The organism is Corynebacterium xerosis NBRC 16721 = ATCC 373 (assembly GCF_001552415.1).
Lineage (GTDB): Bacteria > Actinomycetota > Actinomycetes > Mycobacteriales > Mycobacteriaceae > Corynebacterium > Corynebacterium xerosis.
This window is the reverse complement of the sequence record NZ_BCRD01000001.1, coordinates 157,749-184,374: the sequence shown is the minus strand read 5'-3', so window position 1 is coordinate 184,374 and position 26,626 is coordinate 157,749. Positions and strand designations below refer to the sequence as shown.

The 26,626-nt window shown below is 69.4% G+C and carries 27 protein-coding genes and 1 riboswitch; of the genes, 15 read left to right on the top strand and 12 right to left on the bottom strand.

Going from position 1 to position 26,626, the window contains the following annotated elements:
* Window positions 1-14: 14 nt before the first annotated feature.
* The 4 genes from CX1_RS00895 to CX1_RS00880 all read left to right on the top strand — a co-directional run bounded on the left by CX1_RS00895 (window position 15) and on the right by CX1_RS00880 (window position 2,645).
* Entirely contained in the window at window positions 15-521 is a 507-nt protein-coding gene (locus tag CX1_RS00895) for a GNAT family N-acetyltransferase (protein ID WP_046650787.1), read from the top strand.
* 204 nt (window positions 522-725) lie between these two features.
* On the top strand, window positions 726-1,379 hold the full coding sequence (locus CX1_RS00890) for a 50S ribosomal protein L25/general stress protein Ctc (protein WP_046650786.1): 654 nt from the start codon (window positions 726-728) through the stop codon (window positions 1,377-1,379).
* Window positions 1,380-1,541: 162 nt separating this feature from the next.
* The gene (gene pth / locus CX1_RS00885; RefSeq protein ID WP_046650796.1) at window positions 1,542-2,186 is read left to right on the top strand and encodes an aminoacyl-tRNA hydrolase; all 645 of its coding nucleotides are present in this window, start codon (window positions 1,542-1,544) and stop codon (window positions 2,184-2,186) included.
* A gap of 243 nt (window positions 2,187-2,429) precedes the next feature.
* A complete protein-coding gene (locus CX1_RS00880; RefSeq protein ID WP_052753258.1) occupies window positions 2,430-2,645 on the top strand; it encodes a hypothetical protein in 216 nt (71 codons plus the stop codon).
* Between the two features lie 668 nt (window positions 2,646-3,313).
* On the opposite strand, the gene CX1_RS00875 is transcribed toward CX1_RS00880, so the two are convergent.
* Complete coding sequence (locus tag CX1_RS00875; RefSeq protein WP_046650785.1) at window positions 3,314-4,765, bottom strand: glyceraldehyde-3-phosphate dehydrogenase; 1,452 nt, start codon at window positions 4,763-4,765, stop codon at window positions 3,314-3,316.
* Window positions 4,766-5,074: 309 nt separating this feature from the next.
* Between CX1_RS00875 and CX1_RS00870 the strand changes: the two genes are divergently transcribed.
* Window positions 5,075-6,031 carry an ATP-binding cassette domain-containing protein gene (locus tag CX1_RS00870; RefSeq protein ID WP_046650784.1) on the top strand — a complete coding sequence of 319 codons (957 nt, stop codon included), beginning with the start codon at window positions 5,075-5,077 and terminating at the stop codon, window positions 6,029-6,031.
* Window positions 6,028-6,813, top strand: coding sequence for an ABC transporter permease (locus CX1_RS00865; RefSeq protein WP_046650783.1), 786 nt, complete (start codon window positions 6,028-6,030; stop codon window positions 6,811-6,813). The genes CX1_RS00870 and CX1_RS00865 overlap by 4 nt, the downstream gene beginning before the upstream one ends.
* Before the next feature lie 99 nt (window positions 6,814-6,912).
* Here the strand turns inward: CX1_RS00865 and CX1_RS00860 are convergent, their stop codons facing one another.
* On the bottom strand, window positions 6,913-7,389 hold the full coding sequence (locus CX1_RS00860; RefSeq protein ID WP_046650782.1) for a cupin domain-containing protein: 477 nt from the start codon (window positions 7,387-7,389) through the stop codon (window positions 6,913-6,915).
* Between the two features lie 265 nt (window positions 7,390-7,654).
* On the opposite strand from CX1_RS00860, the gene CX1_RS00855 reads away from it, so the two are divergent.
* From CX1_RS00855 to CX1_RS00845, 3 genes are all read left to right on the top strand, one after another.
* Entirely contained in the window at window positions 7,655-8,257 is a 603-nt protein-coding gene (locus CX1_RS00855) for a hypothetical protein (protein ID WP_046650781.1), read from the top strand.
* A gap of 57 nt (window positions 8,258-8,314) precedes the next feature.
* Complete coding sequence (locus tag CX1_RS00850) at window positions 8,315-9,961, top strand: peptide chain release factor 3 (RefSeq protein ID WP_046650780.1); 1,647 nt, start codon at window positions 8,315-8,317, stop codon at window positions 9,959-9,961.
* Between the two features lie 81 nt (window positions 9,962-10,042).
* Window positions 10,043-10,999, top strand: coding sequence for an SDR family NAD(P)-dependent oxidoreductase (locus tag CX1_RS00845; RefSeq protein ID WP_060925141.1), 957 nt, complete (start codon window positions 10,043-10,045; stop codon window positions 10,997-10,999).
* Between the two features lie 22 nt (window positions 11,000-11,021).
* Here CX1_RS00845 and CX1_RS00840 read toward each other — a convergent pair whose 3' ends face one another.
* From CX1_RS00840 to CX1_RS00830, 3 genes are read right to left on the bottom strand one after another with little or no spacing between them, the layout of a single operon-like run.
* Window positions 11,022-11,765 (bottom strand): MOSC domain-containing protein, encoded by a 744-nt coding sequence (locus CX1_RS00840; protein ID WP_046650779.1) that lies wholly within the window; start codon window positions 11,763-11,765, stop codon window positions 11,022-11,024.
* 32 nt (window positions 11,766-11,797) lie between these two features.
* Complete coding sequence (locus tag CX1_RS00835) at window positions 11,798-12,208, bottom strand: hypothetical protein (protein WP_146780656.1); 411 nt, start codon at window positions 12,206-12,208, stop codon at window positions 11,798-11,800.
* Between the two features lie 7 nt (window positions 12,209-12,215).
* The gene (locus tag CX1_RS00830; RefSeq protein ID WP_060925140.1) at window positions 12,216-12,863 is read right to left on the bottom strand and encodes a nucleosidase; all 648 of its coding nucleotides are present in this window, start codon (window positions 12,861-12,863) and stop codon (window positions 12,216-12,218) included.
* Between the two features lie 246 nt (window positions 12,864-13,109).
* On the opposite strand from CX1_RS00830, the gene exaC reads away from it, so the two are divergent.
* The 3 genes from exaC (at window position 13,110) to CX1_RS00815 (ending at window position 16,631) form a co-directional block, all read left to right on the top strand.
* A complete protein-coding gene (gene exaC, locus CX1_RS00825; protein ID WP_046650777.1) occupies window positions 13,110-14,633 on the top strand; it encodes an acetaldehyde dehydrogenase ExaC in 1,524 nt (507 codons plus the stop codon).
* A 338-nt stretch (window positions 14,634-14,971) separates the two neighbouring features.
* Window positions 14,972-15,667 (top strand): hypothetical protein, encoded by a 696-nt coding sequence (locus CX1_RS00820; protein ID WP_046650795.1) that lies wholly within the window; start codon window positions 14,972-14,974, stop codon window positions 15,665-15,667.
* A 58-nt stretch (window positions 15,668-15,725) separates the two neighbouring features.
* Window positions 15,726-16,631 carry a Cof-type HAD-IIB family hydrolase gene (locus CX1_RS00815; protein ID WP_046650776.1) on the top strand — a complete coding sequence of 302 codons (906 nt, stop codon included), beginning with the start codon at window positions 15,726-15,728 and terminating at the stop codon, window positions 16,629-16,631.
* Here the strand turns inward: CX1_RS00815 and CX1_RS00810 are convergent.
* Window positions 16,547-17,341 carry a nicotinamide mononucleotide transporter family protein gene (locus tag CX1_RS00810; protein ID WP_046650775.1) on the bottom strand — a complete coding sequence of 265 codons (795 nt, stop codon included), beginning with the start codon at window positions 17,339-17,341 and terminating at the stop codon, window positions 16,547-16,549. The two genes, CX1_RS00815 and CX1_RS00810, sit on opposite strands and share 85 nt — an antisense overlap.
* Window positions 17,342-17,359: 18 nt before the next feature.
* Window positions 17,360-17,512, bottom strand: a riboswitch (FMN riboswitch).
* A 235-nt stretch (window positions 17,513-17,747) separates the two neighbouring features.
* On the opposite strand from CX1_RS00810, the gene CX1_RS00805 reads away from it, so the two are divergent.
* Together CX1_RS00805 and CX1_RS00800 are read left to right on the top strand one after the other, a co-directional pair.
* Entirely contained in the window at window positions 17,748-18,479 is a 732-nt protein-coding gene (locus tag CX1_RS00805) for a YwiC-like family protein (RefSeq protein ID WP_046650774.1), read from the top strand.
* Window positions 18,480-18,595: 116 nt separating this feature from the next.
* Window positions 18,596-19,741 carry a MinD/ParA family ATP-binding protein gene (locus CX1_RS00800; RefSeq protein WP_082718954.1) on the top strand — a complete coding sequence of 382 codons (1,146 nt, stop codon included), beginning with the start codon at window positions 18,596-18,598 and terminating at the stop codon, window positions 19,739-19,741.
* A gap of 136 nt (window positions 19,742-19,877) precedes the next feature.
* On the opposite strand, the gene CX1_RS00795 is transcribed toward CX1_RS00800, so the two are convergent.
* The 5 genes from CX1_RS00795 to ftsE form a co-directional block, all read right to left on the bottom strand.
* Complete coding sequence (locus tag CX1_RS00795; protein ID WP_046650773.1) at window positions 19,878-20,690, bottom strand: Fpg/Nei family DNA glycosylase; 813 nt, start codon at window positions 20,688-20,690, stop codon at window positions 19,878-19,880.
* Window positions 20,691-20,711: 21 nt separating this feature from the next.
* Complete coding sequence (locus CX1_RS00790) at window positions 20,712-21,758, bottom strand: enoyl-CoA hydratase/isomerase family protein (protein WP_046650772.1); 1,047 nt, start codon at window positions 21,756-21,758, stop codon at window positions 20,712-20,714.
* A 177-nt stretch (window positions 21,759-21,935) separates the two neighbouring features.
* Window positions 21,936-22,841, bottom strand: coding sequence for a polyphosphate kinase 2 (ppk2, locus tag CX1_RS00785; protein WP_046650771.1), 906 nt, complete (start codon window positions 22,839-22,841; stop codon window positions 21,936-21,938).
* Between the two features lie 84 nt (window positions 22,842-22,925).
* Window positions 22,926-23,828 carry a permease-like cell division protein FtsX gene (gene ftsX / locus CX1_RS00780; RefSeq protein WP_046650769.1) on the bottom strand — a complete coding sequence of 301 codons (903 nt, stop codon included), beginning with the start codon at window positions 23,826-23,828 and terminating at the stop codon, window positions 22,926-22,928.
* Between the two features lie 57 nt (window positions 23,829-23,885).
* Complete coding sequence (gene ftsE / locus CX1_RS00775) at window positions 23,886-24,575, bottom strand: cell division ATP-binding protein FtsE (protein WP_046650792.1); 690 nt, start codon at window positions 24,573-24,575, stop codon at window positions 23,886-23,888.
* A gap of 142 nt (window positions 24,576-24,717) precedes the next feature.
* Here ftsE and CX1_RS00770 point away from each other — a divergent pair, with 142 nt between their 5' ends.
* Window positions 24,718-25,197: a hypothetical protein gene (locus tag CX1_RS00770; protein WP_046650767.1), complete on the top strand. Its 480-nt coding sequence runs from the start codon at window positions 24,718-24,720 to the stop codon at window positions 25,195-25,197.
* Between the two features lie 117 nt (window positions 25,198-25,314).
* Here the strand turns inward: CX1_RS00770 and CX1_RS00765 are convergent, their stop codons facing one another.
* On the bottom strand, window positions 25,315-26,595 hold the full coding sequence (locus CX1_RS00765; RefSeq protein WP_060925139.1) for a glycerate kinase family protein: 1,281 nt from the start codon (window positions 26,593-26,595) through the stop codon (window positions 25,315-25,317).
* Window positions 26,596-26,626 lie beyond the last annotated feature (31 nt).

Here is a 26,626-nt window from a genome sequence, read left to right as displayed (position 1 = left end):
GTTCCCGGAGGATCATGCCCACCGACGCACCCGTTTTCCGCCCGGCCACCGAGGAGGATCGGCCGACGATCCATCGCCTCCACCGCCTCACGGAGGTGTGGGACGGCGACCGGGACATCGACGACGACCTCGGCCCGAAGTTCGCGGCCGATGACGTGAAGTACGTCGACCGGTGGTCGGCCGAGCGGGATGGGGCGATCATCGCGGAGATCTGCGGCGACGTCGCGGGAGGGGCCTGGCTGCGGCACTTCACGGCCGACGACCCGGGCTCGGGGTACATCAGCGACGAGATTCCCGAGGTGGCCATCGCCCTGGAGCCAGATTTCACCGGCCGCGGCCTCGGCAAGAAACTGATGGCGGCGGCCCTCGACTTCGCCCGCGACCGCGGAGCCCCCGCCGTCAGCCTGACCGTCGACGAGAACAACGAGCGCGCATACCGCGCTTATCTCGGCATCGGTTTCGAGTTCACCGCCGGCAACGCGGAGGCCGAGGGGTACCGCGTCATGGTGCACCGGTTCTGACCGGCGGGCGATTTCCCGGGCGTCGCCGTTTCGTGTAGCATTCCACGGGTTATGTCTCGGCGAGGGTGGCCGGAAGACGCGGACGCGGGAAGCGGACGCGGCGAAGGCCCCGTTATCGACGCGACGCATGCAACACCCGGTGCAATCCGGACGCGCGTGCCACGTGATCGACTCCCGAACCCCACGATTTCAAGGAGTCAGACTATGGCCAAGCCCAACATCATCAAGCTGGAAGCCCGCGAGCGCACCGAGTTCGGCAAGGGCGCCGCCCGCCGCGCCCGCGTCGCCGGCGACATCCCCGTGGTCATCTACTCGAAGGACCTCGACGCCCCGAAGCACGTCCTCGTCGATTCCATCGAGTTCCACGGCGTCATCCGCAACTACGGCGTCAACGCCGTCCTCGACCTCGACATCGACGGCGAGTCGCAGCTGTCCATGGTCAAGGCCCTGGACCAGAACCCGCTGACCCTCAACATCGACCACGCCGACCTGCTGGGCATCCACCGCGGCGAGAAGGTCGAGGTCGAGGTGCCGATCGTCCACGAGGGCGAGCTGGCCCCGGGCGACGCCCTGCTCATGCAGGACGCCGACACCATCCTGGTCCTCGCGCCGGTGCTGTCGATTCCGGAAGAGATCGTCGTGTCCGTCGAGGGCCTGGACGTGGGCGCGCAGATCCTCGCCTCCGACGTCCCCCTGCCGGAGGGCCTCGAGCTCACCGACGACCCGGAGCTGCTCATCATCAACATCGTCGAGTCCGAGGAGGACCCGGCCGGCGACGTCGACGCCGACGTCGAGGGCATGGGCGAGGACGAGCTGCCCGACGAGCCCAAGGACGAGGAGGGCGAGGGCGGGGAGTAAATACCCCTCCCCCGCCTTCGGGCATGCGGCCGGTCCTGGATCGGTCGCTACCCGTGCTTTGCGACGCAGCCCCCACTGGATTCGTTTCCGGCGGGGGCTTCGTCGTGCGGTGCCGCGGTCCCGCGCGGGTCGTCGCAAAGCACATGTGGGAAGATGACGGGCATGTTCGGACGCGCCAAACCCTCCCCCGCCCCGTCGGATGCCCCGCCGATCCTCGTCGTCGGCCTGGGCAATCCCGGCCCGAAGTACGCGGACACGCGGCACAACGTCGGGCAGATGGTGCTCGACGAGCTCGCGGAGCGGACCATCCCGATGCCGTCGACGTTTTCCGCGCACAAGCGGTCCAACGCGGAGATCGTGCAGACCCGCTGGACCGTCGGGGCCGGCGACGCCGCGGCCGAGCGGCAGGTGATCCTGGCCAAACCGCGGACGTACATGAACGTCTCCGGCGGGCCGATCAGCGCGCTGGCGAAGTTCTTCAACGTCGAGCCGACCGACGTCATCGTGGTCCACGACGAGCTGGACCTCGACCCCGGAGTCATCCGCCTGAAGCGCGGCGGCGGCGAGGGCGGTCACAACGGCCTGCGATCGACCACGAAGTCGCTGGGCACGAAGGATTACCTGCGGGTGCGCGTGGGCATCGGCCGCCCGCCGGGGCGCCAGGATCCGGCGGACTTCGTGTTGCGCGCATTTTCCACGGCCGAGCGCCGCGACCTGCCGTTCTGGCTGCAGGACGCCGCCGACGCCGTGGAATTGCTCGTCCGCCATGGGCTGGAGGCCGCGCAGAATCAGGTGCACCAGCGGTAGGGGCGGCCGCAGGCCCACCCCGTCCGGGGCTGTTTCGATGAGAGTCCGCTCATCTTCGGATCATCATGGCTTCATAGGCGCTGACCAGTTCTTTTCGCGGAAATGAATGCTTGACGACGGCCATTGTGGCGCCTTGTCCGCCCTGCTTCACTGGGTTTCGCCACCCACCACGAGGACGGGAACGGGAAGCCACCGGTTGGCGGATGACCCGACTTTCGTCCCCTGCACCTAAGGAGCAGAACCATGGACATCACGGGATTCTTCGCCGGCGTCGTCGCCGCCGTCACCGCCTTCTTCGGAGGTGCGGCGCCCGATCAGCCCGCGCCCGCCGACGCCCCGCCCCCGGCCCCGCCCGCCGTCGTCTCCGTCGACGACGACTGGGATGACCGGGACGACGACGATTGGGACGACCCCCGAGACGACGATGACGACGACGATGACGACCGCTGGGACGACTAAGCACGTCGCTCGCGGAGCCGTCGGTCCGTCGTAAAGCGTCCGCTCATCTGGATACGTCGCCTCCGGGTGACGGGGCCTCGCCTCACCACGGGGCCACCAACCACCATCCACCAACCACCATCCTCCAAACTCCGGTCGCCAAGCCCCGACCACCAAACTCGGACCACGAGATCGCGATTCAGAACCTGAATCGCGATCTCGTCGTCTCCGAGCCGCCTCACTGCCGACGAGATCGTGTTGGAGGAGCTCAATCGCGATCTCGTCGCCCATGCCCTCACATTTCGGCCACGAGATCGTTCTGGTGGAGCTCAATCGCGATCTCGTGACGGCTCCGCGGGAGCAAAGCCGCAGCCGCACCCCACCGCCTCTCGCTCTCGTGCCATATGGACGCCACCTGTTTTCGCCAGCTGCGGAAACGCGTTTATCGACGCGGCGTTGGCATCTATATGGCCTGAAAAACGGCGCGGCGTCGGAATCTATATGGCACGGAGAAGGCGCGGCCCCCGTCCGAAAACGGGGGCCGCGCCTTTCACGCGTTCATGTCGAGCTCGTCATGTCGAGCTCTTCGTCTCACGCGGTCATCGTCCTGGGTCCGTGAGCTCCGACCGGCCGGGGTCGCGGATCCCCGACCGGCCAAGTGGTGACGGGTCGGGGCCGGCCTCAACGACCTACAGGTCCTCGAGGTGCTTGCGCTTCGGGTAGATGCGCGGGCGGGTGCCCAGCACCTCCTCGGCGACGCGAACGACCTGGTTCGAGTAGCCGAACTCGTTGTCGTACCAGACGTAGAGCACCAGGTGCTTGCCCTGCGCGATGGTGGCCAGGCCATCGACGATGCCGGCATGGGTGGAGCCGACGAAGTCGGTGGACACGACCTCCGGGGAATGGATGTAGTCGATCTGCTGGCGCAGTACGGAGCGCAGCGAGACCTCGCGGAGGTACTCGTTGACCTCGTCGCGGTCGACCTCGTTCTCCAGGGTCAGGTTCAGCACGGCCATGGACACGTCCGGGGTGGGCACGCGGATGGCGTTGCCCGTCAGCTTGCCCTCGAACTCCGGCAGCGCCTTGGACACGGCCTTGGCGGCGCCGGTCTCGGTGAGCACCATGTTCAGCGTGGCGGCGCGGCCGCGGCGAGTGCCCTTGTGGAAGTTGTCGATGAGGTTCTGGTCGTTGGTGAACGAGTGGACCGTCTCGACGTGGCCGAACTCGACGCCCCACTTGTCGTTGACGACCTTCAGCACCGGCGTGATGCCGTTGGTGGTGCAGGACGCCGCCGACAGGATCTTCTCGTCCGCGTCGATGCCCTTGTGGTTGATGCCGTAGACGATGTTGGGGATGTCGCCCTTGCCCGGGGCGGTCAGCAGCACCTTGTCCACGCCCTTGGCCTTGAGGTGCTGGCCCAGGCCCTCGCGATCGCGCCAGCGGCCCGTGTTGTCGATGACCAGCGCGTCGTCGATGCCGTACTCGGTGTAATCGACGGTCGACGGGTCGGAGGAGTAGATCACCTGGATCGGGGTGCCGTTGGCCCAGATGATGTCGTTGTCCTTGTCGACGGAGATCGTGCCGTCGAAGGCGCCGTGGACGGAGTCGCGGCGCAGCAACGACGCGCGCTTGACGATGTCGTCCTCGCCGTTCTTGCGCACGACGATGGCGCGCAGGCGGGCACCGTTGAACACGGCCTCGCGGGACAGGAGGATGCGGGCCAGCAGGCGGCCGATGCGGCCGAAGCCGTAGAGCACGATGTCGGCCTTCGGGGTCTCGTGCGCGGTGCCGATGACGTCGGCGAGCTCGCGCTCGAGGAACTCGGCGAGGTCGCCGCCCTCGGCCTCGTACTTGGTGGCCAGGGCACCCAGGTCGATCGACGCGGTGCCCAGGTCCATCTTCACCAGCTGCTCGATGATCGGCAGCGTCTGCTGCAACGGCAGCTCCTGCGAGGTGATGCGCCGGGCGTAACGGTGCGACTTGATGATCGACGTCTCGGTCGGGTTCTCCAGCAGACGGCCGAAAATCGAGGTGACGACGTTCTTCTCGCGTCGCAGCTGGCCGAGCAGCGGGATCATCTTCTCCGCGAGGACGACTCGCTCGTTCCAGTCGCTGTGGTTGATCGGTGCCGGCGTCGCCATGGATCCTCCTGGGGTTCAAGGGGCGTAGATGAGGGCGTGAAAATCTGGGCGCATCACGAGCGCCCAAGGAGCCCTTTCGCGTGTTTGGGGTACTTTTCGGTTTGAAGAGTCCTCCCTTAAAACTACGTCGTTCGCGCAACGCACGCCCCACCGGGTGTGACCGTTCGCCCCACCCACCACGGCCCTATTTCGCATCCGGGTATCGGAGTACGATGCACCGACGCTCGCCGGAAGGCGCGCGAGCGCCTGACCGGGCGCATGGCACCGGGCCGGCACCCCGCCGGGTGCACGACAATCGAAAGGACGCACATGTCCATCATCGAAGCGGAGGGCCTGACCAAGGTCTACTCCGCGTCCTCCGGGGAGGTCCGCGCGCTCGACGGCCTCGACCTCGCCGTCGAAGAGGGAACGGTCCGGGGCATCCTCGGCCCGAACGGCGCGGGCAAGACCACGTGCGTGAAAATCCTGACCACCCTCATTCAACCGACGGCGGGTTCCGCCCGGGTCGCGGGCATCGACGTGCTCGCGCAGCCTGCGCGGGTCCGCGACGTCATCGGCACTTCCGGCCAGTACGCCGCCGTCGACGAGCAGCTCACGGCGCGGGAGAACCTGCGCCTGATCGGCCGCCTCTATCACCTGGGCCGCGCCCGCGTGGAGGAGCGGACGGACGAGTTGCTCGATTCCTTCGACCTCGCCGACGCCGCCGATCGCCCCGTGAAGGGTTTCTCCGGCGGCATGCGGCGCCGCGTCGACCTGGCCGGCGCGCTGGTGGCCGAGCCGAAGGTCCTGTTCCTCGACGAGCCGACCACGGGCCTCGACCCGAAGGCCCGCATCGGGCTGTGGGACGTCATCCGCGACCGCGTCGGCCGCGGCGTGACGGTCCTGTTGACCACGCAGTACCTGGAGGAGGCCGACCAGCTCGCCGACGACATCAGCGTCATCGACGACGGCCGCGTCATCGCCGAGGGCACGGCGGACCAGCTCAAGTCGCGCGTCGGCGGCCAGCAGGTCGAGGTCACGGCGGCGCGGATGGACGATGTCGCCGCCCTCCGCGACGCCCTGGCGCGCCACGCCTCCGGCCCCGTCATCGTCGATGGCCCGTCGCTGCGGGCACCAGTCATCGACGGCACCACGTCGCTGACGCGCTTCCTGGCCGACGTCGAGGGCGTCGAGCTCCACGACGCCGGCCTGCGCCGCCCCACCCTGGACGAGGTCTTCCTCTCGCTGACGGGCGACGCCCCGGCCGGGCAGGAGGATCCGCGATGAGCAACTGGTTGACCGACGTCGGCGCGGTGATGAGCCGCAATTTCTCGCGGCTCAAGCGCTCCCCCGACGTCATCGGTTTCGCGCTCTTCCAGCCGATCATGTTCGTGCTGTTGTTCAGCCAGGTCTACGGCGGCGCCATCCAGGTGCCGGGCTCGAACTACACGGAATTCCTCATGGCCGGCATCTTCGCCCAGACCGTGGTGTTCGGGGCGACGTTTTCGGGCACGTTCATGGCGCAGGATCTGAAGGAGGGCATCGTCGACAGGTTCCGCACGTTGCCGATGTCGCAGGCGGCGGTGCTGTTCGCGCGCACCTTCACGGACTTGACCATCAACACGGTCTCGATGATCGTCATGCTGCTGGCGGGCCTGGCCGTCGGCTGGCGGTTCAACGACGGGGTCCCGAAGTTCCTGGCCGGCGTCGCACTGCTGCTGTTCTTCGCGTGGGCGTTTTCGTGGGTGCTGGTGTTCGTGGGCCTGGTGGTCTCGACGCCGGAGACGCTGAACAACGCGGTGTTCATCATCCTGTTCCCGTTGACGTTCATCTCCAACGCCTTCGTCCCCTCGGACACGCTGCCGACCGTGCTGCGAGTCTTCGCCGAGTGGAATCCGGTCTCCGCGCTGGTCCAGGCCGCGCGCAGCCTGTTCGGCAACCTGCCCGACGGCCCGCCGCCGGACGTGTGGACCATGCAGCACCCGGTCATCGCGGTGCTCGCCGGTTCCGTGGCCATTGCGGCGGTGTTCATGCCGCTGTCGATCGCGCGTTTCCGCCGCAGGGAATGACGGTTCGCTTTACGACGTCCCGGCGCCCACGCCATCGGCCCGGCACCCCTCGGTGCCGGGCCGATCGCCTTCGGTGCGCGACTGGTGCGCGAGCGCCCGTCAGGCGTGCTTGTCCTCGGCGCCGCCCTCCGGCTGGACGGTCCACTCCGGCGGGACGTCCTTGCCGGATTCCTCGTCGGCCTCGGCGTCGTCGGCGGTGGCCTGGACGATGCCGGCCGCATGGTGCGACGGGGCGTAAATGGAGTACAGGCGCAGCGGCTCGTCGCCGGTGTTGACCACGTCGTGCCAGGCGCCGGCGGGGACGACGATGGCCCACCCGTCGGAGACCTCCTGCTCGAAGTTGAGGTCGTCTTCGGCCGGGCCCATCTTGCAGACGCCCTTGCCGGCGTCGACGCGCAGGAACTGGTCGGTGTCCGGGTGCGCCTCGAGGCCGATGTTGCCGCCGGGCTCGATGGACATGAGGGTGACCTGGAGGTACTTGCCGGTCCAGGCGACGGAGCGGTAGTTCGCGTTGTCGCGGGTCTCCGTCTCGATGTCGAAGGCGTTCGGCTTGGGTCCGATGTCGCTGATGCTCATTGAAAATCCCTTTCCGTGTGAATCCGTCGAACAATGTGGATCGAACCGAGTGGCTCGGTCTGACTGGATCGAACTGAGTGGATCGGCCCGATCGGCTCGAACCGATCGGCTCGAACCGGGTGGTCCGACCCGGGTGCGCCGATCACGTGCATCGGCGTTCACCCCCATGGTGCCACCGGTCACCCGGTTCGCGCCGGGGCGTCGTCCCGCCTCCCGCGCTTCCGCCGCTTCGGAGACCGCCCGGACGGCCATTAGACTGCCCACCATGAGCCGGAACACCGCAGACGACGCCGACGCCACGAACGAGGCCCGCGACGCCGCAGCCACCGCCCCGAAGGTCCTCGCCACCGGGTCGATCCCCGCCGGCGACGCCGACGTCGTCGCCGCACTGCTGGAAGGCGAGTTCACCATCGCCGAGCTCGACGAGGCGCTCGACGCCTACGACGGCACCGGCATGGACCGCTGCCTGTCCGCCGCACTGGAACTGCGCGCCCTTCTCCACGAGCACGGCTGGTACTTCGCGCCGGAGTCGGGTCTGGTCGAGTTCCTGCTGTTCCCCTCCGACCCGGCGGCCGTCGACGTCGCGCCGACCGTCTCCTTCGGCGTGGAATGGCCCACCAACCCGATCACCGGCCTGCCCCGCGCCGTCCACGACGTCAGCGTCTCCGCGCCGCTGCCCGACGACCCCGGCACCGCCACCGCCATCCGGTTCCGTTCCGTCAAGGACTTCGCGCCCTATTCCGCCGCCGTCAAGGACCCGGACCCGGACAACTGGCCCGCCGAGCTGCAGAGCAAGAGGTTCAACCCCGACGACGAGATCCGCGCCTACGCCGAAAAGCTCAGCAAGGGCGCGGGCGGAACGTCGTAAAGCCCTGCGACTATCCTTGATCACCCAGCACCAACCAGCAGCACCGCAAAGGAACCCATGAGCACCCTCGCCGATGAAGCCGCACGCCGCCGCACGTTCGCGGTCATCGCGCACCCCGACGCCGGCAAGTCCACGCTGACCGAGGCGCTGGCGCTGCACGCGCACGTCATCAGCGAGGCCGGCGCCGTCCACGGCAAGGCCGGCCGCAAGGCCACCGTCTCCGACTGGATGGAGATGGAGAAGGACCGCGGCATCTCCATCGCCTCGTCGGCGCTGCAGTTCGAGTACGCGCCCGAGGACCACGACGGCGAGCCGTACATGATCAACCTGGTGGACACGCCCGGCCACGCGGACTTCTCCGAGGACACCTACCGCGTGCTGACCGCCGTCGACGCCGCCGTCATGCTCGTCGACGGTGCCAAGGGCCTCGAGCCGCAGACGCTGAAGCTGTTCCGCGTGTGCAAGTCCAACGGCATCCCGATCGTGACGGTGATCAACAAGTGGGACCGCCCCGGCAAGGCGCCGCTGGAGCTGATGGACGAGATCGTCGCCGAAATCGGCCTGCAGCCCACTCCCCTGTACTGGCCCGTCGGCGAGGCCGGCGATTTCCGCGGCCTGCTGCGCCGCGGCGAGGACGGCGAGGCGGAGGAGTTCATCCGCTTCGAGCGCACCGCCGGCGGTTCGACCATCGCCTCCGAGACGCACCTCGACCCGGAGGCCGCGGCCGCCGAGCAGGGCGACACGTGGGAGACCGCCGCCGAGGAATCGGAGCTCCTCTCCGCCGACGGCGCCGACCACGACCAGGAGATGTACCTGGCCGGCGACACTTCGCCGGTGATCTTCGCCTCGGCGATGCTCAACTGGGGCGTCCACCAGATCCTGGACACGCTGTGCGAGCTGGCCCCCGCGCCGGCGGCCCGCGAGTCCGATCCGGTGGCCATCGAGGCGGCGACGGCCGGCGGCCACGGCGCCATCGACGCGGTGCGCGAGCCGGAGGACGACTTCGCCGGCGTCGTGTTCAAGGTGCAGGCCGGCATGGACGCCCACCACCGCGACAAGCTGGCGTTCATGCGCGTCGTTTCCGGCGAGTTCGACCGCGGCATGCAGGTCACGCATGCGCAGTCGGGCCGCAGCTTCTCCACGAAGTACGCGCTGACCGTCTTCGGACGCACCCGCTCCACCGTGGAGACCGCCTTCCCGGGCGACATCGTCGGCCTGGTCAATGCCGGTTCGCTGGCGCCGGGCGACACCATCTACTCCGGCCGCAAGGTGCAGTTCACGCCGATGCCGCAGTTCGCGCCGGAGCACTTCCGCACCCTGCGGGCGAAGTCGCTGGGCAAGTACAAGCAGTTCCGCAAGGCCATCGAGCAGCTCGACGCCGAGGGCGTGGTGCAGATCCTGCGCAACGACGCCCGCGGCGACGCCGCCCCGGTGATGGCCGCCGTCGGTCCCATGCAGTTCGAGGTCATGCAGGCCCGCATGCAGGTCGAGTACAACGTCGAGACCGTCGCCGACCCGATCCCCTACTCCGTCGCCCGCCGCACCGACGCGGAGACGGCGCCGGCGTTGGCCCGCCAGCGTGGTGTGGAGATCTTCACCCGCTCCGATGGCGCGCTCATCGCCCTGTTCGGCGACAAGTGGAAGCTGCAGTTCATCGAGAAGGAGCACCCCGAGTTCACGTTGGAGACGCTGGTCGCCGACTAGGGGTACAGGCGGGCGTCGTCGAGCAAGTCCTTGCTTTCCGACGGCCCGGCCGGGCACCCGGTGCGGTGGTTGAATGAGACCATGCCGAACGTGGACGAGGCGTGGAGCCGTGACCGCATCCCGGATCAGACCGGGCGCACCGCCGTGATCACCGGCGCCAACTCGGGAATCGGGTTGGCGGCGGCGACGGAACTGGCGCGGCGCGGAGCGGACGTCATCATGGTGTGCCGCAACGCCGGGCGCGCGGCCGAGGCGCGGAGAATCATCGACGCGGCCGGGCCGGGCGCCGTCGACGTGGTGCTCGCGGACATGTCCGAACCCGACGGGGTCGAACGGGCCGCCGACGAGATCGCCGGCGTCGGGGCCGTCGGGCGAACGGGGCGGCTGGACCTGCTGATCAACAATGCGGGCCTCATCGTGCCCGGCGGCCATGCGGAGAATTCCGTCGGCTGGGAGCTGAACTTCGCCACCAACTGCGTCGGCGGGTTCCTGGTGGCCCGCCACCTGCTGCCGCTGTACCGCGACGTGGAGGGCGCACGCGTCGTCGAGGTGTCGTCGCTGGCCCACGGGCACGTACGGGACCTGCGGTGGCCCGACCCGAACTCCCCCGAGGTGCACGGATATGCGGCATACGGGCAGTCGAAGCTGGCGTGCCTGATGTTCGGCCGCGAACTCGACCGGCGGTTGGCCGCGGCCGCATCGTCGCCGTACGGTGCCGCCCGCGCCCGCTGCGTCATCGCCCACCCCGGCATCGCGGCGACCGCGTTCATGGGGCGGTTGCCCGGCATCCTGGGCCGCATCGGCGAGCCCGCGGTGCGGCGATTGTTCGCCGACGCGGAGGAGGGCGCCGATCCGCTGCTGGCCGCCGCCACCGACGCGACCATTCCAGGCGGATCCTTCATCGGCCCGACCGGGCTTTTCGAGGCCACCGGCGCCGTCGGTCCCGCCAAGTCGTCGAAGGCCTCGCTCGACGCCGGCACCCGCGCGCGGTTGTGGTCGTACACGGAAGATCTGACCGGCGTCGACTTCGTCGTCTGAGCGGGGCGCCGACATCCGCCGGTCAGCCGTCGATGAGCGCGACCATCCGTTCGTGGTACATCGGCGGCATGCATTCGGCGGCGACGACGCGGGCCGCGGCGTCCTTGTCCCCCTGCGCGGCGCGGAACGCGACCTCCATGGTGACGTCGTGATCGGGGTCGCCCAGCAGGTGGATCGCGTCACCGGCGGTGATCCGGCCGGGTACGGCGACGCGGAAATACGAACCACATCGGCCGCGGGCGCTGAACTTCTTCACCCAGCCCCTCTCGTCCAGCCAGCCGGCGAACGTCCGGCAGGGTTGGCGCACCACGGACACCTGCAGCTCGGCGGCGCCGATGCGCACCCGCTGATTGATCTTCAGCGCCGCCAGGTCCAGCCCGACGGTGGTGAGATTCTCGCCGAACGTGCCCGGGGCGAATGCGCCGTCAGCTCCACTTTCGCCGTCCGCGAGATCGCCACCCTCGTGAGCGCCACCCTCGTGAGCGCCACGGGGGCCGGCCTCCCGCCCCAGCTCGGCCCACCAAAAGTCCAGCTCCTCGCGGGCGAAGGCGTAGACGGCCTTCTGCGCGCCGCCGTGGTGCTTCACGTCGCCGATGACGTCTCCGACTACCCCGGAGCCGTCGCCGTAATTCGGGCCCGGCGCGAACACGTCGATGTGCGGCACCGGCCTCTTGTCGATGCCGCTGACCCGGTCCGCCCCGCCCGGGTCCGGCCGCGGGGCGGCGACGTTGACGGAGATGACGCGGGCGGTGGATCGATCGGCCATGTGCGCGAGCGTACAGCCGGGCGATCCCGCGGTCAGAAGTACGAGTTTCCGCCGCGGTCCCAACGGTTGAACTGGTCGCGCCGTGCCACGTCCCCGCTGCGCCGCCGCTTGTTCTTCCTGACGGCGCGCTTTTCCAGGAGACCTTCCACGCCGTCACCCAGGGGCAGCAGGATCAGCGCCATGACCAGCACGGCGAGGAACACGACCACCCAGAGGACCGCCAGCACGGGATAGGCCAGGGCGACCGCCCACGGCAGGAACGACAGCGAGGCATCGAGCCCGTTCATCGCGGCGACGATGCCCCATGCGATGGCGATGAGCACGAGCACCAGCACCGGGTGAAAACGCACCCTTTCGCCGGCCGCGTATTTCGCCGACGACACGCTGCGCCGCCACACCGATTCTCGGTTTTCGTATCCGTCCCGACCATGGTCCTCCATCATCGGCGGCTCACCGCTCCCTCAGCCGCTGCCCCAGGTGCTCCCCCAGCACTCGCGAGCATTCCGCCACGCCCGCGGCCCACAGCTTCCCCGCGGATTCGTCGGCGGGGTCGGACACCAGCTTGATCAGCTCGACCGGCACGCCGTATCGCCGCGCCACCCACGCGATGGCGTAGCCCTCCATGTCCACCAGGTCGGCGGTCTCCGCCAGGCGGGCGCGGGTCGCGGAGTCCTCCACGAACAGGTCGCCGGTGGCCAGCACGGTTCCCGCAGCGCCATTGCTTGACGACGTCCCGCCGCCCTCCCCTTCGCCCGGCACCTCGAGGTCGATCGGCGGATATGCGTCGGCGCCGGCGAGTTTGCGCACCGCGGAATGCGAGAAGTCGTGGAGGAGCACGCGGGAGATGCGGTGTACGCCGTGGAGGGAGGACGCCGGGCCGTCGTCAAGCGAGCCTGCCGTGCCCACGTTGAGCACCGTCGCCGGAAGCGGGCCCCGGGCCAGCGCCTCCGTCAGCGCGGCGGTGGCGTTGATGCGGCCTATGCCCGTGAGCAGGACGGGAACGTCGGCGCCGAGGTGCTCTGCTTCCTCGCGGGTGGCGACGACCAGCAGCGGGGCCTCGGGATCGACGGGCGCGAGCAATTCCGGAACGGTGATCATGGGGCCAGGGTAGCGCTGACCTGGGCGGCGGCGGGGCCGGGAGCCAGGAGTCGGCGGCGGACGGGAGGGGGCGGCGGCGCGTGCGGCGATGGAGACCATTGACGGGTCCGCGACTAGTGGTTAGGTTCGGGTGGCAACGTTCATGTGGCGTGGATCACGTTTCAATCGGGCTCCGGCTACATCGACAACCGGCAATCAAACCGGCGATCAGACCGGCGATCAGCACGAACAACCAGGAGGACCGCAATGACCACCTACGCCCACCCCGGAACCGACGGCGCGAAGATGTCGTTCAAGCCCCGCTACGGCAACTGGATCGACGGCGGATTCCAGGATCCCGTCGACGGCAACTACTTCGAGGTGATCTCCCCCGTCACCGGCGAAGTGTTCACCGAAGTCGCCCGGTCCACCGCCAAGGACGTGGAGAAGGCCCTCGACGCCGCCCACGCCGCCGCGCCCGCCTGGGGAACGACGCCGCCGGCGGAGCGGGCGAAGGTGCTCAACAAGATCGCCGACCGCATGGAGGAGCACCTCGAGGAGATCGCCGTCGCCGAGACCTGGGACAACGGAAAGCCGATTCGCGAGTGCCTCGCCGCCGACATCCCGCTGGCCATCGACCACTTCCGCTACTTCGCGGCCGCCGCCCGCACGCAGGAAGGCAGTCTGTCGCAGATCGAGGAAGACCTGGTCGCGTACCACTTCCACGAGCCGCTCGGCGTCGTCGGACAGATCATCCCGTGGAACTTCCCCATCCTCATGGCGACGTGGAAGCTCGCCCCGGCGCTGGCCGCAGGCAACTGCATCGTGCTCAAGCCCGCCGAGCAGACCCCGGCGTCGATCCTGCACCTCGTCGAAATCATCGGCGACCTGCTGCCGAACGGCGTGCTCAACATCGTCAACGGTTTCGGCGAGGAAGCCGGCGCCGCCCTGTCCGGCTCGGACCGGATCTCGAAGATCGCCTTCACCGGCGAGACGACCACCGGCTCGATCATCATGAAGGCCGCCGCCGACAACCTCGTGCCCGTCACCCTGGAGCTGGGCGGCAAGTCCCCCAACATCTTCTTCGACGACATCATGGACGCCGACGACCCGTTCCGCGAGAAGGCCGTCGAGGGCTTCTCCATGTTCGCGCTGAACCAGGGCGAGGTGTGCACCTGCCCGTCGCGCGCCCTGGTCCACGAGTCCATCGCCGACGAATTCGTGCAGCTGGGCATCGAGCGCGTGTCCAAGATCCGCCGCGGCGACCCGCTGGACACCGAGACCATGGTCGGCGCGCAGGCGTCCAAGGAGCAGCTGGACAAGATCCTCAAGTACATCGAGATCGGCAAGTCCGAGGGCGCCAAGCTCGAGCTCGGCGGCGGCCAGGCCCAGCTGGACGGCAACCTGTCCGGCGGCTACTACGTCGAGCCGACCATCTTCTCCGGCGTCAACGATATGCGCCTGTTCCAGGAGGAGATCTTCGGCCCGGTGCTCGGCGTGACCACGTTCTCGTCGATGGACGAGGCCGTGAAGATCGCCAACGACACCATGTTCGGCCTCGGCGCCGGCGTGTGGTCGCGGTCGAACAACAACATCTACAAGGCCGGCCGCGCCATCCAGGCCGGTCGCGTGTGGTGCAACGCGTACCACGTGTACCCGGCGCACGCGGCGTTCGGCGGCTACAAGAAGTCCGGCATCGGCCGCGAGAATCACCTGATGATGCTCTCGCACTACCAGCAGACCAAGAACCTGCTGGTCAGCTACGCCACGGATCCGACCGGCCTGTTCTAGGTCGGCGCTGGGCCGGCGGTGGGCTCGGTGCTGGGTCGGCGCTGGGCCGGCGGCGGGCTCGGTGCTGTGCCAACGCTGGGTCGGCGCTGGCCGGGCGCCCGACCGCCCATCCCGCTTAACCCACCCCGAATGGTGGAACCCACCCGTAATAGCGGTTGGGTTACACCATTCGGGGTGGGTTAGGCCGTGTGCGGGGTGGGGCGGGCCGTTCCCGGGGGGTTAGGCCGTGCTTCGGGGTGGGTGCGGCCGCCGCAACACCGGCGAACGCTAACCGCACGCCGCGAACCGCAGCTCCCGTCCGACCCACGTCACGCGCGACCGTCCGTAGGATGGTCCGCGTGACTTTCCGTTCCGACAATTCCCGTTCCGCCCGCGCCTCCCACGCCGAGGAGCGCGCCCGCCTGCTGGTGCAGGAGGTGCTGGATCGCGATGAGCGCCTGCGCTCGAATCTGTCGTCTCCCGACGTCGACCCGTGGGAGCACCGGTTCATCGCCGACGACTCGATCGTGGAGGGTCCCATCGCGTCGTGGCGCGAGGACGCCTCCCGCGCCCGCCGCCTTCTGCGCCGCTACGACATCCAGGCCGGGTACCGCGAGAAGATGCGCGACATGGAACGCCGCATCGACGCCATGCTCCACTTGGCCGAGAGCCTGGAGGAGAGCTGGGACGCCGCGGCCGCCGCCTCCAAGAGGCTTTCCGACGCCGAGGCCCGGGACGCCGAGGCCTTCGCCCGCGAGAGGAACCGGCAAACCGATGCGGCGGAGGTCAAGCGCCGCCGAGACGAGAAGCGCGAGGAGTTGCTGCGCCGGGCGGAGCACCTGGCGTCCGACGCATTCGACCGCACGCGCGACGTCGGCGGCGAAGTGGTCCGCCGTTCCCTCGACGCCGGCCGCGAGGCCCTGGAGAAGCTGCCCGGCATCGGTTCCTGGCAGCTGCCGCGCCCGGGCCGCAAGTCGCGTGACGATGAACCGCGTGAGGTGCGCAAGGCCGAGGCCCGCGACCTTCGCCACGAGCCGCCGCTGCCGGAGGAGTAGGCACCGCCCGAGGAGCAGCGCTTAGAACCGTCGCACATTCGCGACTAGGGTCACGGTCATGCGCGAAACACCCTCTCGCCCCGTTGTCTCCGGCGACCTCCGGTCCCCCGATTTCCCCGCCGCCCCGGCCGACCTGCGCCTGGTGGTGGTGGACATGGACGGCACGCTCCTCGACGAGGATGGCCGTCTGCCCGCCGATCTTCCCCGGATCCTCGACCGGCTGCGGACGGAGGGCATCGTTTTCGCCCCGGCCTCCGGCCGCCAGTACGCGACGCTGCGCGATATGTTCGCCGGCGTGCACGGCGATTCCGGTGCCACGGTCGATTCCTACATCGCCGAAAACGGCAACGTCGTCGTGCGCGATGGCGAGCTCACCGCGGCCGAGGGCATGGATCCGGCGCTGGTCGACGAGGTCATCGATGCCGTGCGCGCCGCCCGCGCCGACGGCATGCCGATGGGCCTGATCGTCTGCCACCCCAAGTGCGCCTACGTCGAGATCGATCAGCCCGGCTTCACCGACGAGGCCGCGAAGTACTACCACTCCCGCGAACTGGTCGACGACCTGCACGCCGTCAACGATGGCGCCATCAAGCTGGCCATCTTCGACGAACGCGGCTCCGAGCTCGTCGCCGCGCCACTGATGCACGACCTCGTCGGCGGCCGACTCGAGGTCGCCGTCTCCGGTGCCTGCTGGGTGGACATGATGGTGCCGGGAAGCCACAAGGGCCACGCCGTGCGGGCGCTGCAGGAACGCCTCGGCGTCACCGCGGCGCAGACCGCGATTTTCGGCGATTTCCTCAACGACCTGCAGATGATGTCCGCGGGCGACATGTCCTTCGCCATGGCCAACGCCCACCCGGACATCAAGGCCGCCGCGAACTACCTGGCGCCGTCCAACACGGAGGCCGGCGTCGTCGTCACGCTGGACAGGCTGCTCGACGAGGCCGCCGCGGCCCGTTCCTGACGCTGCACCCGCACCCACGTGACGAATCCCCAGGTGACGAACACCGCGTAGAACAGGTACAGCGCCGCCGACGGGTAGTAGCCGCCGAGGAAGAGCAGGGGCACGCCGACGACGTCGACGGCGATCCAGATCAGCCAGAATTCCGTCCAGCCCTTCGCCATGCCCCACGTGGCCAGCAGCGATCCGACGAAGATCCATGCGTCGGCCCACGGGCCCCACGACCCCAGCGCCTCGAAGATCTTGGCGCACACGATGGTTCCGCCGACGGCGATGGCCAGCATGGTCAGGCGTTCGCGGCCCGTCGCCCATCGGGGCATGACGGCCGCCGACGAGGAGCGGGCGCCGGCGTGGCCATTGCCATTGCCATTGCCATCAGGGTGAGCGTGGGCTGCAGCCTCCGCCACTGCCGCGGCGGCCCGGCGCGTCTGCGTCCAGCGCCACCAGCCGTAGACGCTGACCACCAGGAACATCACCTGGCGGCCGGCCTGGCCGTAGAGGTCGAGGTCCTGCGGCGTGTGGAAGACGCCGCCGAGGAAGACCGTGAACAGCAGGATGTTGCCGGCGATGCCCACCGGCCAGGCCCAGACCAGGCGGCGCATCCCCAAATACGCCGAGCCGAGACCGAATACGTTGCCGACGACCTCGCGCACCAAAATGGGCACGCCCCCGATGGTCAGCTCCGCCGTCAAGAATCCGACGAGTGCGGACATGACTGAATCCACGATGAATCTCCTTCTCTCCCATCCGGACTATGACCGTCGGTTCCGGGTTCCAACCGGATCTGCTGACCTCCCTTGCGGGAGCGCTCGCGGACTCGTCCGGGCCACGGATGGCCCGGCGTCACCGCCGGTGGGGAATTTCGCCCCGCCCTGAGAACTTGTGGGGCCGACGTTAGCAGCGACTCACTCCCCCGGTCCCCGAATGGGTGGAAAAACCCGCGGCAAAATACCCCCGGGAGATTCGCATTAGTAGTCTGGGGGCATGGCCACTCCGACGCCTGGTCCGGCGACACCACGTCCGACGACAACGCGTCCGGCGAAGCCGCGTGCGACAAAGCCGCGCGCAACGACACAGCGTGCAACGAAACCGCGCAAGCGCCGCCGCACTCCGGGCTGGGTGCCCGACCAGCACGGCGCGTGGTTCATGGTCACGGTTCCGGCGATCACCGGCGTCATCCTCGCCCCGTCGTGGACGGCCATTCCCCTGCTGTTGACCTGGTGGTTGGGCTATTTCACGTTCTTCGCCGGCAGCGTCTGGATCCGTTCCCGCTTCCGCGAGCGCAACCGCCCGCCGGTGCTGGTCTACGGTTCCCTCGCCGCTGCAGCGGGCTTGACGACGCTGCTGTTCAACTGGCGGCTGTTGATCTGGGTCCCGGCGTTCGCGCCGCTGGTGGTCATCGCCGTCCACGAAGCGTGGAAGCGGCGCCCACGGTCGCTGCTGTCGGGCGTGTCCACCGTCATCGCCGCCTGCCTGATCCTGCCCGTCGCGGCGTGGGCGGGCGATGGCCTCGACGCGCGGGCGTGGGCGGCGTTCGGCGTGTACCTGGCGTTTTTCGCCGGCACGGTGCCGTACGTGAAGACGCTCATCCGCGAGCGCGGCTCGACGCCGTGGTTCATCGGTTCCGTGGCGTACCACGTGGTGGTGCTCATCGCCGCGGCCCTCGCGGTGCGCATCACCGACGGCGACCCCGTCCATCCTTTGGCCATCGCCGTCGCGGCCGTGCTCCTGGCCCGTGCGACGCTGATGCCCATCACCGGTGCCCGCCGCGCCAAGCCCTGGACCCCGAAGACCGTCGGGCTTCTCGACGCCGCCATCACCTGCCTCGTGGTCGTCGTGGTCCTGCTGTAACCGCACCCTCCCCATCCCCGTCGGCCCCGTCCGCAGCGGTCGCGGGCGCGCGATCACCGCGTTCGGCCCGTCCGCTGCGGTCGCGGGGGCGCTGCAGCTGCGGTAGCTTGCCGGGCATGAGGGGGGACTCATCCGGCGCGTCGACGCCGACTCAGCAGATCATCTTCAATCCGACCACGCGGCCGCAGGCTCCGACGACCCGGCACACGCCACACATCGAGCACCGCGACGATGTCCGCGACACACGCCCCGACGTGCACCTCGAGGAGTACCTCGACGAAAGCCGAGCCGATCACCGCGCCGAAGGCCGAGGCGATCACCGCGCCCGAGCGGACCACCGCCCGCTGACCGTCGGCGACATCGCCGACCTGGTCGCCGAACGGCCACGCCCGGGCCGCGGCTGGCGCGCTGCGGTCCACCGCGCCTCCGGCGGCCGCCTCAACCCCGGTGAATCGCCGGCCGAACGCGAGGAGCGGGAGCTGCTCGAACGCATCCGCCGCCCGGTCATCGGCGACTACCGCGTCGCGGTGCTCAGCGTGAAGGGCGGCGTCGGCAAGACCTCCACCACCATCGGCCTGGGCGCGACCTTCGCGTCCCTGCGCGGCGACCGCGTCATCGCCGTCGACGCCAACCCGGACTTCGGGACGCTGGCCCACCGCGTGCCCGACCCGAATCCCGCCACGGTGCGCGACCTGCTGCGGACGCCGTCCACCGACCGCTACGCGGAGGTCCGCGCGCACACCACGCAGGCTCCCTCCCGGCTGGAGGTGCTGGGCAGCGAACGCGATCCGTCGATAAGCGAGGCTTTTTCCGCCGCCGACTACGAACGCACGCTGGACATCCTGCGCAGGCACTACAACATCCTGCTCACCGACTGCGGCACCGGATTGGTGCACGACACGGTGGGGGCGATCCTGGCGCAGGCCCACTGCCTGGTGCTGGTGGCCACGCCCGCCCTCGACGGCGCGCGATCGGCCTGGGCGACGCTGGACTGGCTGTCGGCGCACGGGTGGGCGGACCTGGTGTCGTCGACGGTCGTCGTGGTCAACCAGCTCACCGACGCCGGCGCCGACGCCGAATCGCTGCGGGACCTGTTCGGACAGCGCTGCCGCGCGGTGCAGGTGATCCCGCACGACCCGCACATCGCCCGGGGCGCGGACATCGACGTCGACATGCTGCGCCCGACCACGCGCGTGGCGTTCCGCGAGCTCGCAGCGATGATCGCCGACGACTTCGCGGCCCCCGGCGGGCGGCACAGGTAGGCGGGCCCACGAGATCGCGATCCAGGGCCCGGTTCGCGATCTCGTCGGTGCCGGTGGCAGTGATTGGCCCGGCCCCCGTCGGCTTCCCCTGCGACTCCGGTAACTCCGGTGACCCAGGTGCCCCGGCTCCCCTCCGCTACCGCGCCTGGCAGTTCGGGCAGTAGAAGACGCGGCGCGATTCGATGGGCGTCTCGGCGACCGGTGTGCCGCACACGTGGCACGGCTGTCCGGTGCGGCGGTAGACGTAGACCTCGCCGCCGTGGTCGTCCTCGCGGGGCGCGCGGCCCATCGCCTCGGGGGTGTGCTCGGCGCGGATGGTGTCGATGCGGCCGACGCGGACGCCGTCTTCCATGAGCAGGCGCAGGTCCTCCCACATGTCGCCGATCTGATCGGGCGTCAGCGACTCCCCCGGCATCAGCGGGTGGATGCCCAGCCGGAACAGCGTCTCGGTGCGGTAGATGCTGCCGACGCCGGCGTAGAGCTTCTGGTCGACCAGCAGCGCCCCGATGGGCCGGCGCGACCGGCGCACGCGGGCCACCAGCGTCGACGGGTCTGCGTCGTCGCGCAACGGATCCTCCCCGACGCCGGCGATGGCGGCGGTGCGATCGGCGTCGGTGATCAGCCGGCACCACTGCGGCCCGCGCAGATTCGCGGACTCCTCGCTGTTGGAGATGTGCAGGCGCACCTGCCCGGCGGCGTCGTCGGGGCCCTCGAACTTCAGCTGCCCGATGAGGCCGAGGTGGATGTGGACGATGTTGTCCGGTCGGGGCACGTCGAATTCGACGAACAGGTGCTTGCCCCACGCCTCGGCGTGGTCGATGGCGGCGCCGTCCAGCGCAGCCGCCTCGGCGGCGAACCGCCCCTGCGGGCTGGTCACCGACAACGGGCGGCCCGCAAATCGCGCGTTCATCTCACGCGCGAGACGGTGGATGACATGTCCTTCGGGCATGCCCTCCAGGCTATCGCGCCCCTACTGCACGGCCTCGCGGTAGGGCGTGGCGTCGACGTCGCCGGTCTCCGCCGGCTGCCACCGCGGATTGCGGTCCTTGTCCACCAGCACGGCGCGCACGCCCTCGGCGAAGTTCGGGTCGTGGCGCAGGATGCGGCCGATGGCGTACTCGTTGCGCAGGCCGGCGCGCAGGTCGACGCCCTCGGCGGCGTTGGCGGCGTAGAGCTCCGTGCCGGCGACCAGCGACGTCGGCGACGCCGAGCGCAGCAGATCGTTGATCACGCGGCGCTCCTCGCTGGAGCAGGCGCCGCCGTCGAGGGCGTTTTCGATCTCGCGCCACGTGTCGTGGCCGAAGACCTGGCGCGCGCACGGCGCGAAGGAGGCCAGCTTCGACTCCCCCGCCTCCGCCGGGTCGGCGGCGAACTCGCCCAGTGCGGCGTCGATGCCGTCGGCGTCGACGGCACGGAGGAAGTTCTCCAGCGAATCCTGCGGCACGAAGTGGGTGGCCCAGCCGGACCACAGCAGGTCGGCGGCGTCGAGGCGGTAACCGGTCAGGCCGAGGAACCGGGCGATGGCCGGCTCGGGGTGACCGGCGGCGGTGTCGACGTGCTGGGAGAACCACGAGATGCCCACGTCCGGCACGAAGCCGATGGCCATCTCCGGCATCGCGGCCGACGCCCGCTCGGTGACCACGCGGTGCGAGCCGTGCAGCGACACGCCCAGGCCGCCGCCCATGGCGATGCCGTCGATGACGGCGACGTAGGGCTTGGGGAACTCGGCGATCTCGGCGTTCATCTCGTACTCCTCGGAGAAGAACGCGTCGCCCGCCTCCGAGTCGCCCGCCATCTGGGCGTCGCGCACCTGGCGGACGTCGCCGCCGGCGCAGAACGCCTTGGGGTGCTCGGACACGACGACGACCTGCTCGACGGCGTCGTCGTCGCGCCACTCGGCGAGCGCCTCGCGGACGTGCCGCACCATGGGCAGGTCCAGCGAATTGAGCGCCTTGGGGCGGTTGAGGGTCAGTCGGCCCGTGCGGCCGGAAACGTCCTTGATCACCGAATCAGTCATGCGCCCAGTGTGGCACACGACACATGCGCTCCGCCACAGAAAGTTAATCGCGGTTCGCGCTTTTTTCGCCCGTCCCCGGGGCACCACCGTCGCCCACCGCCATCATGCTTTGCGACGGATCGACCCTCCACGCCGAGCGGCGGGAGGGTCGATCCGTCGTAAAGCGAAATGGACCCGCTACTTCTTGCCGTCCTTGCCCTTCGCGGGCTTGGCTTTCTTGCCGTCCTTCGCCTTCTTCGCGGACTTGGCGGCCTTGACCACACCCTCCTCGAGCTTGCGGGCGACGTCGGGGACGTAGCGGAACTCGGTGCGCGGCGGGCGCTCGTAGGACGCCTCGGACGCCGGGCGCTCCGGGATGGTCGGCATCTCGCGCTCGATGTGCTCGTACGGAATGGTCGACAGCAGGTGGCTGATGACGTTGATGCGCGAACGCTTCTTGTCCTCGGACTCCACCGTGTACCAGGGGGCCGACGGAATGTCGGTGTGGATGAACATCTCGTCCTTCGCGCGGGAGTAGTCCTCCCAGCGGGTGATCGACTCCAGGTCCATCGGCGACAGCTTCCAGCGGCGCAGCGGATCCTCGCGGCGCGACTCGAAACGCTTGACCTGCTCCTCGTCCGAGACCGAGAACCAGTACTTGCGCAGCATGATGCCGTCCTCGACGAGCAGGCGTTCGAAGATGGGGGCCTGATGCAGGAAGCGGCGGTACTCCTGCGACGTGCAGAAGCCCATGACGCGCTCGACGCCGGCGCGGTTGTACCAGGAGCGGTCGAAGATGACGATCTCGCCGGCCGTCGGCAGCTTCTCCACGTAGCGCTGGAAGTACCACTGGCCCGACTCGCGCGACGTCGGCGCCGGCAGCGCCTCGATGCGGCAGGTGCGCGGGTTGAGGTACTGGGTGATGCGCTTGATGGCGGATCCCTTGCCCGCGGCGTCGCGGCCCTCCATGATCACCACGACGCGCGCACCGGTCTCGACGACCCACTGCTGCATCTCGACGAGCTCGGCCTGCAGGCGCTTGAGCTCCTTCTCGTAGGCGTTCTTCTTGAGCTTCGGCGGGCGCTGCACGTCGTCGTTGGTCATGACAGGAAGTTTACCCGGAGTCATCCTTCCCGAGATTTTCCCCGGGTGTGACCTTCGCCGGGGGCCGCGGCCGCTTTACGACGCCTACCGCCGCGTGTAGAACCGCAGCGTCAGCTGCGCCGTGATGCCCGCGAACAGCGCGCCGACGACGACGATGATCGGTGCGACCAGCCAGATGTCGGCGTTGGTCACCGGCGCGATGAGCTGCGCCTGGTACAGCCCCTGCATGGCCGGATCGATGACCGCGGCCTTGCCGGCGAACAGGCCGGCGACCGCCAGCACGCCGCCGATGACCGCCGCGATGACGGCCTCCAGGACGAACGGGGCCTGCGTGAACCAGCGGGTCGCGCCGACCATGCGCATGATCTCGACCTCGGTGCGGCGCGAGTAGGCGGCGATCTGCACCATGTTCGCGATGAGGAAGATCGCGGCCAGTGCCTGGATGCCCGCGATGAGGAACGTCGCGTTGCGGATCGAGTCGAGGTTGGACGCGGCGTTGCCGATGTCCTCGCGCTGGTCCGTGACGTGGACGACCTGCTCCATGTCGCGCACCGGGTCCAGCGGCGACACGTCGGTCGGGTCCTCCAGGCGCACCAGCAGCACGGCGGGCAGCGACTCCGGGGTGGCGTTGGCCACCAGCGCCGGGTCGGTGTCCTCGAACAGCGCCACGAAATGCTCGTAGTTCTGCTGGCGGTTGCGGTAGGTGACCTGCTCGATGCCGTCCTGGCCCTCGAGGGTCTCGCGGACCTCGGCGCACGCCTCGGAGCCGCACGTCTCGTCCTCGGCGGAGATGGTCTCGTCGAGTTCGATGAGCACCTCCACGCGGTCGAGGTAGAGGTCCTTGGTGTCGTTGGTCATGCCGGTGACCAGCAGCCCCGACGCCAGCAGCGCCAGCGAGATGGCGGTGGTGATGATCATCGCCACCGTCATGGTGATGTTCTTGGTCAGTCCGGAGAAGGCTTCCCCGAGCACGAAGCGGGTTTTCATCGAATTGTCCCTGCGTCCTTGATTCTCAGTCGTCGTTCCCGGTGGTCCCCGGCGGCCCTAGCGGCCCAGCCCGTAGACGCCGGTGGCGTCGTCGCGGACGAGCTTGCCGTTGTCGAGTTCGAGCACGCGGCGGCGCATGGCGTCGACGGTGTCGTTGTCGTGGGTGGACATGACCACGGTGGTGCCCATGCGGTTGATGCGGTCGAGCAGGAGCATGATCTCGCCGGAGGTGTCCGGGTCGAGGTTGCCGGTGGGCTCGTCGGCGAGCAGGATCAGCGGGCGGTTGACGAAGGCGCGGGCGATGGCCACGCGCTGCTGCTCGCCGCCGGACAGCTCGTGCGGCATGCGGTTGGCCTTGCCCTCCAGCCCGACCATCTCGAGGGTTTCGGGCACAGCCTTCTCGATCTTGTCGCGGCTCTTGCCGATGACCTGCAGCGCGAAGGCGACGTTGTCGAAGACGTTCTTCTTCGGCAGCAGACGGAAATCCTGGAAGACGTAGCCGATCTTCTGGCGGTGCTTGGGCACCTGGCGGTTCGACAGCTTTGCGACGTCGGCGCCGTTGATGGTCAGCGTTCCGGAATCGGGCTTCTCCTCCCGCACCATCAGGCGCAGGAACGTCGACTTTCCGGAGCCCGACGGCCCGATGAGGAAGACGAATTCGCCCTTGCCGATCTCGGCCGACACCTTGTCCAGGGCCGGCCGAGTGGAGGTCGCGTAGGTTTTGGTAACCCGGTCGAAAGTGATCACGAGCTTCACCCTAGTGGCCAGCCGCCCCACGTGTCACATGAGTTTCATGGACGTGGAGCAGGGTCCGTTTCCAGGGACCCAAGGATCACCCACCGGAGCACCGGCAAGAAGAAGCCACGAAGAACACCAAGGAGGAGCGCCCATGATGGAGCACTACGAGAAACCGTTCGCCGTCCAACTCGAGTGGTTCCGCGCGGAGGCGCCGGCTCGGGTCAACTCCATCCTCGAGCGGCACGGCCTCTCCCCCGAGGAGTTCTACGCGGCCGATGCGTTTCCGGCCACGGTGCTGTCCGCGATCAGGGATTCCGCGACGGGCGGCGATGGAGACGGCACCGATGCCGGTTACGGCCGAAATGGCGACGAGGATCGGGTACGTGACGAACTGGTCCTCGTCATGGGCGAATGGCTCGTCCAGCAGGGCTGCGGATACTGGAGCATTGGGCCGATCGACCACGATCGCCCGCACACCGCGGCCATCATCCGCCTCGGATTCGGGGTCATGAATACCGGGACCGGCGGATTCGCGGTTCTCGCTTCATGGGCCGAAGACATCGTGCGCGGGGGATCCGTTCAGTTGGCGGCGGACCTCCTCGACTACGACGCGCGCCACGCGGACCGCTAACCCACCCCGAATGAGCTAACCCACCCGCTGTAACGGGTGGGTTAGCTCATTCGGGGTGGGTTAAGGACGGGAGTGGCCACCGGGCTCGGACACTGGGGCGGCTACCGGGGCCGGCCGCTAGGACGCGAGCCCCTCGCGGAAACGCTCCTCGCTGCGCGATGCCACGGCCGCGCCGAGCAGCAGCAGGCGGATCGACCGTGCGGCGGCGTCGGCGAGCAGGGCGCGGCCATCGCGAACGGCGTCCTCCAGCGCCATGGGCACCGTCATGATCGACGCGATGGCGCCGATGCCGCAGTCGTGGACCTGCGGGGCGCCCCGACCGAGGGAGCCCGCCAGCGCCAGCACCGGCGCTCCCCCGCGCTGGGCGCGACGGGCGATTTCGGCCGGCACCTTGCCGTTGGGGGTCTGGAAGTCGATGGCGCCTTCGGCGGTGATGACCAGGTCGGCGGCGTCGATGAGCGCGTCGATGTCGCCGGCGCCGAGCCCGCCCGTGCCACCGGCCCCGCCGTTGCCACCGATCCCACCGGGTCCCCCGGCGCCGGAGTCGTCGAGAAGCACGTCGAAACGCGACCGCGGCACCGCCCCGATGGCGGCCAGGCCGGCACCCAGCCCACCGGATGCGCCCGACCCCGGCCCGCGCGCGACGTCGACGGGCGGCGCGAAGGCCCCCTCCAGCAGCCGCGCCCACGTGGTCATCGCGGCGTCGAGCTCCTCCACGCGCTCCGGCGTCGCCCCCTTCTGCGGGCCGAAGACGCGGGCGACGCCGCGCGGCCCGGTGAGCACGTTGTGCATGTTGCAGGCCAAGGTGATCGGCGTCGATGCCAACGCCGGATGCAGCCCCGACGCATCGATGGACACGGCGTCGATCAGGTGCCCGCCGCCGTCGGGAAGCTCGCGCCCGTCGCGGTCGAGGATTCGCGCACCCAGCGCCGACAGTGCCCCGGCACCGCCGTCACAGGTGCCCGAGTCGCCGCAGCCGAGGACGATGCGGTCGACGCCCTCGTCGAGCGCGGCGGCGATGAGCTCGCCGACGCCGCGGGTGGTCGTGGCCCCGGGGTCGCGCAAGTCGTCGGGCACCAGCCGCAGGCCACCGGCCGACGCCATCTCCAGCACGGCGGTCCTGCCTCCCGACCCGTCGTCGACGATCGCCCATTCGGCGAACACCGGCTTACCCACCGGCCCGGTCACGCGCGTGGTGCGCCGCGCCGCTCCGGTGCGCGCGGCGATGATGTCGACGGTGCCCTCGCCACCGTCGGGCACGGGGTAGATGTCCACGCGCACGCCGGGCAGTTCGCGCCGGATGCCGCCGGCGATGGCCTCGGCGGCCTCGACCGCCGACAGGCTCTCCTTGAATCCGGACGGGGCGACGAGGACGCGCTGGGGAATGAACATGGTCATGATTTCTTCTCCTGGGTGATTCGGGTGACGG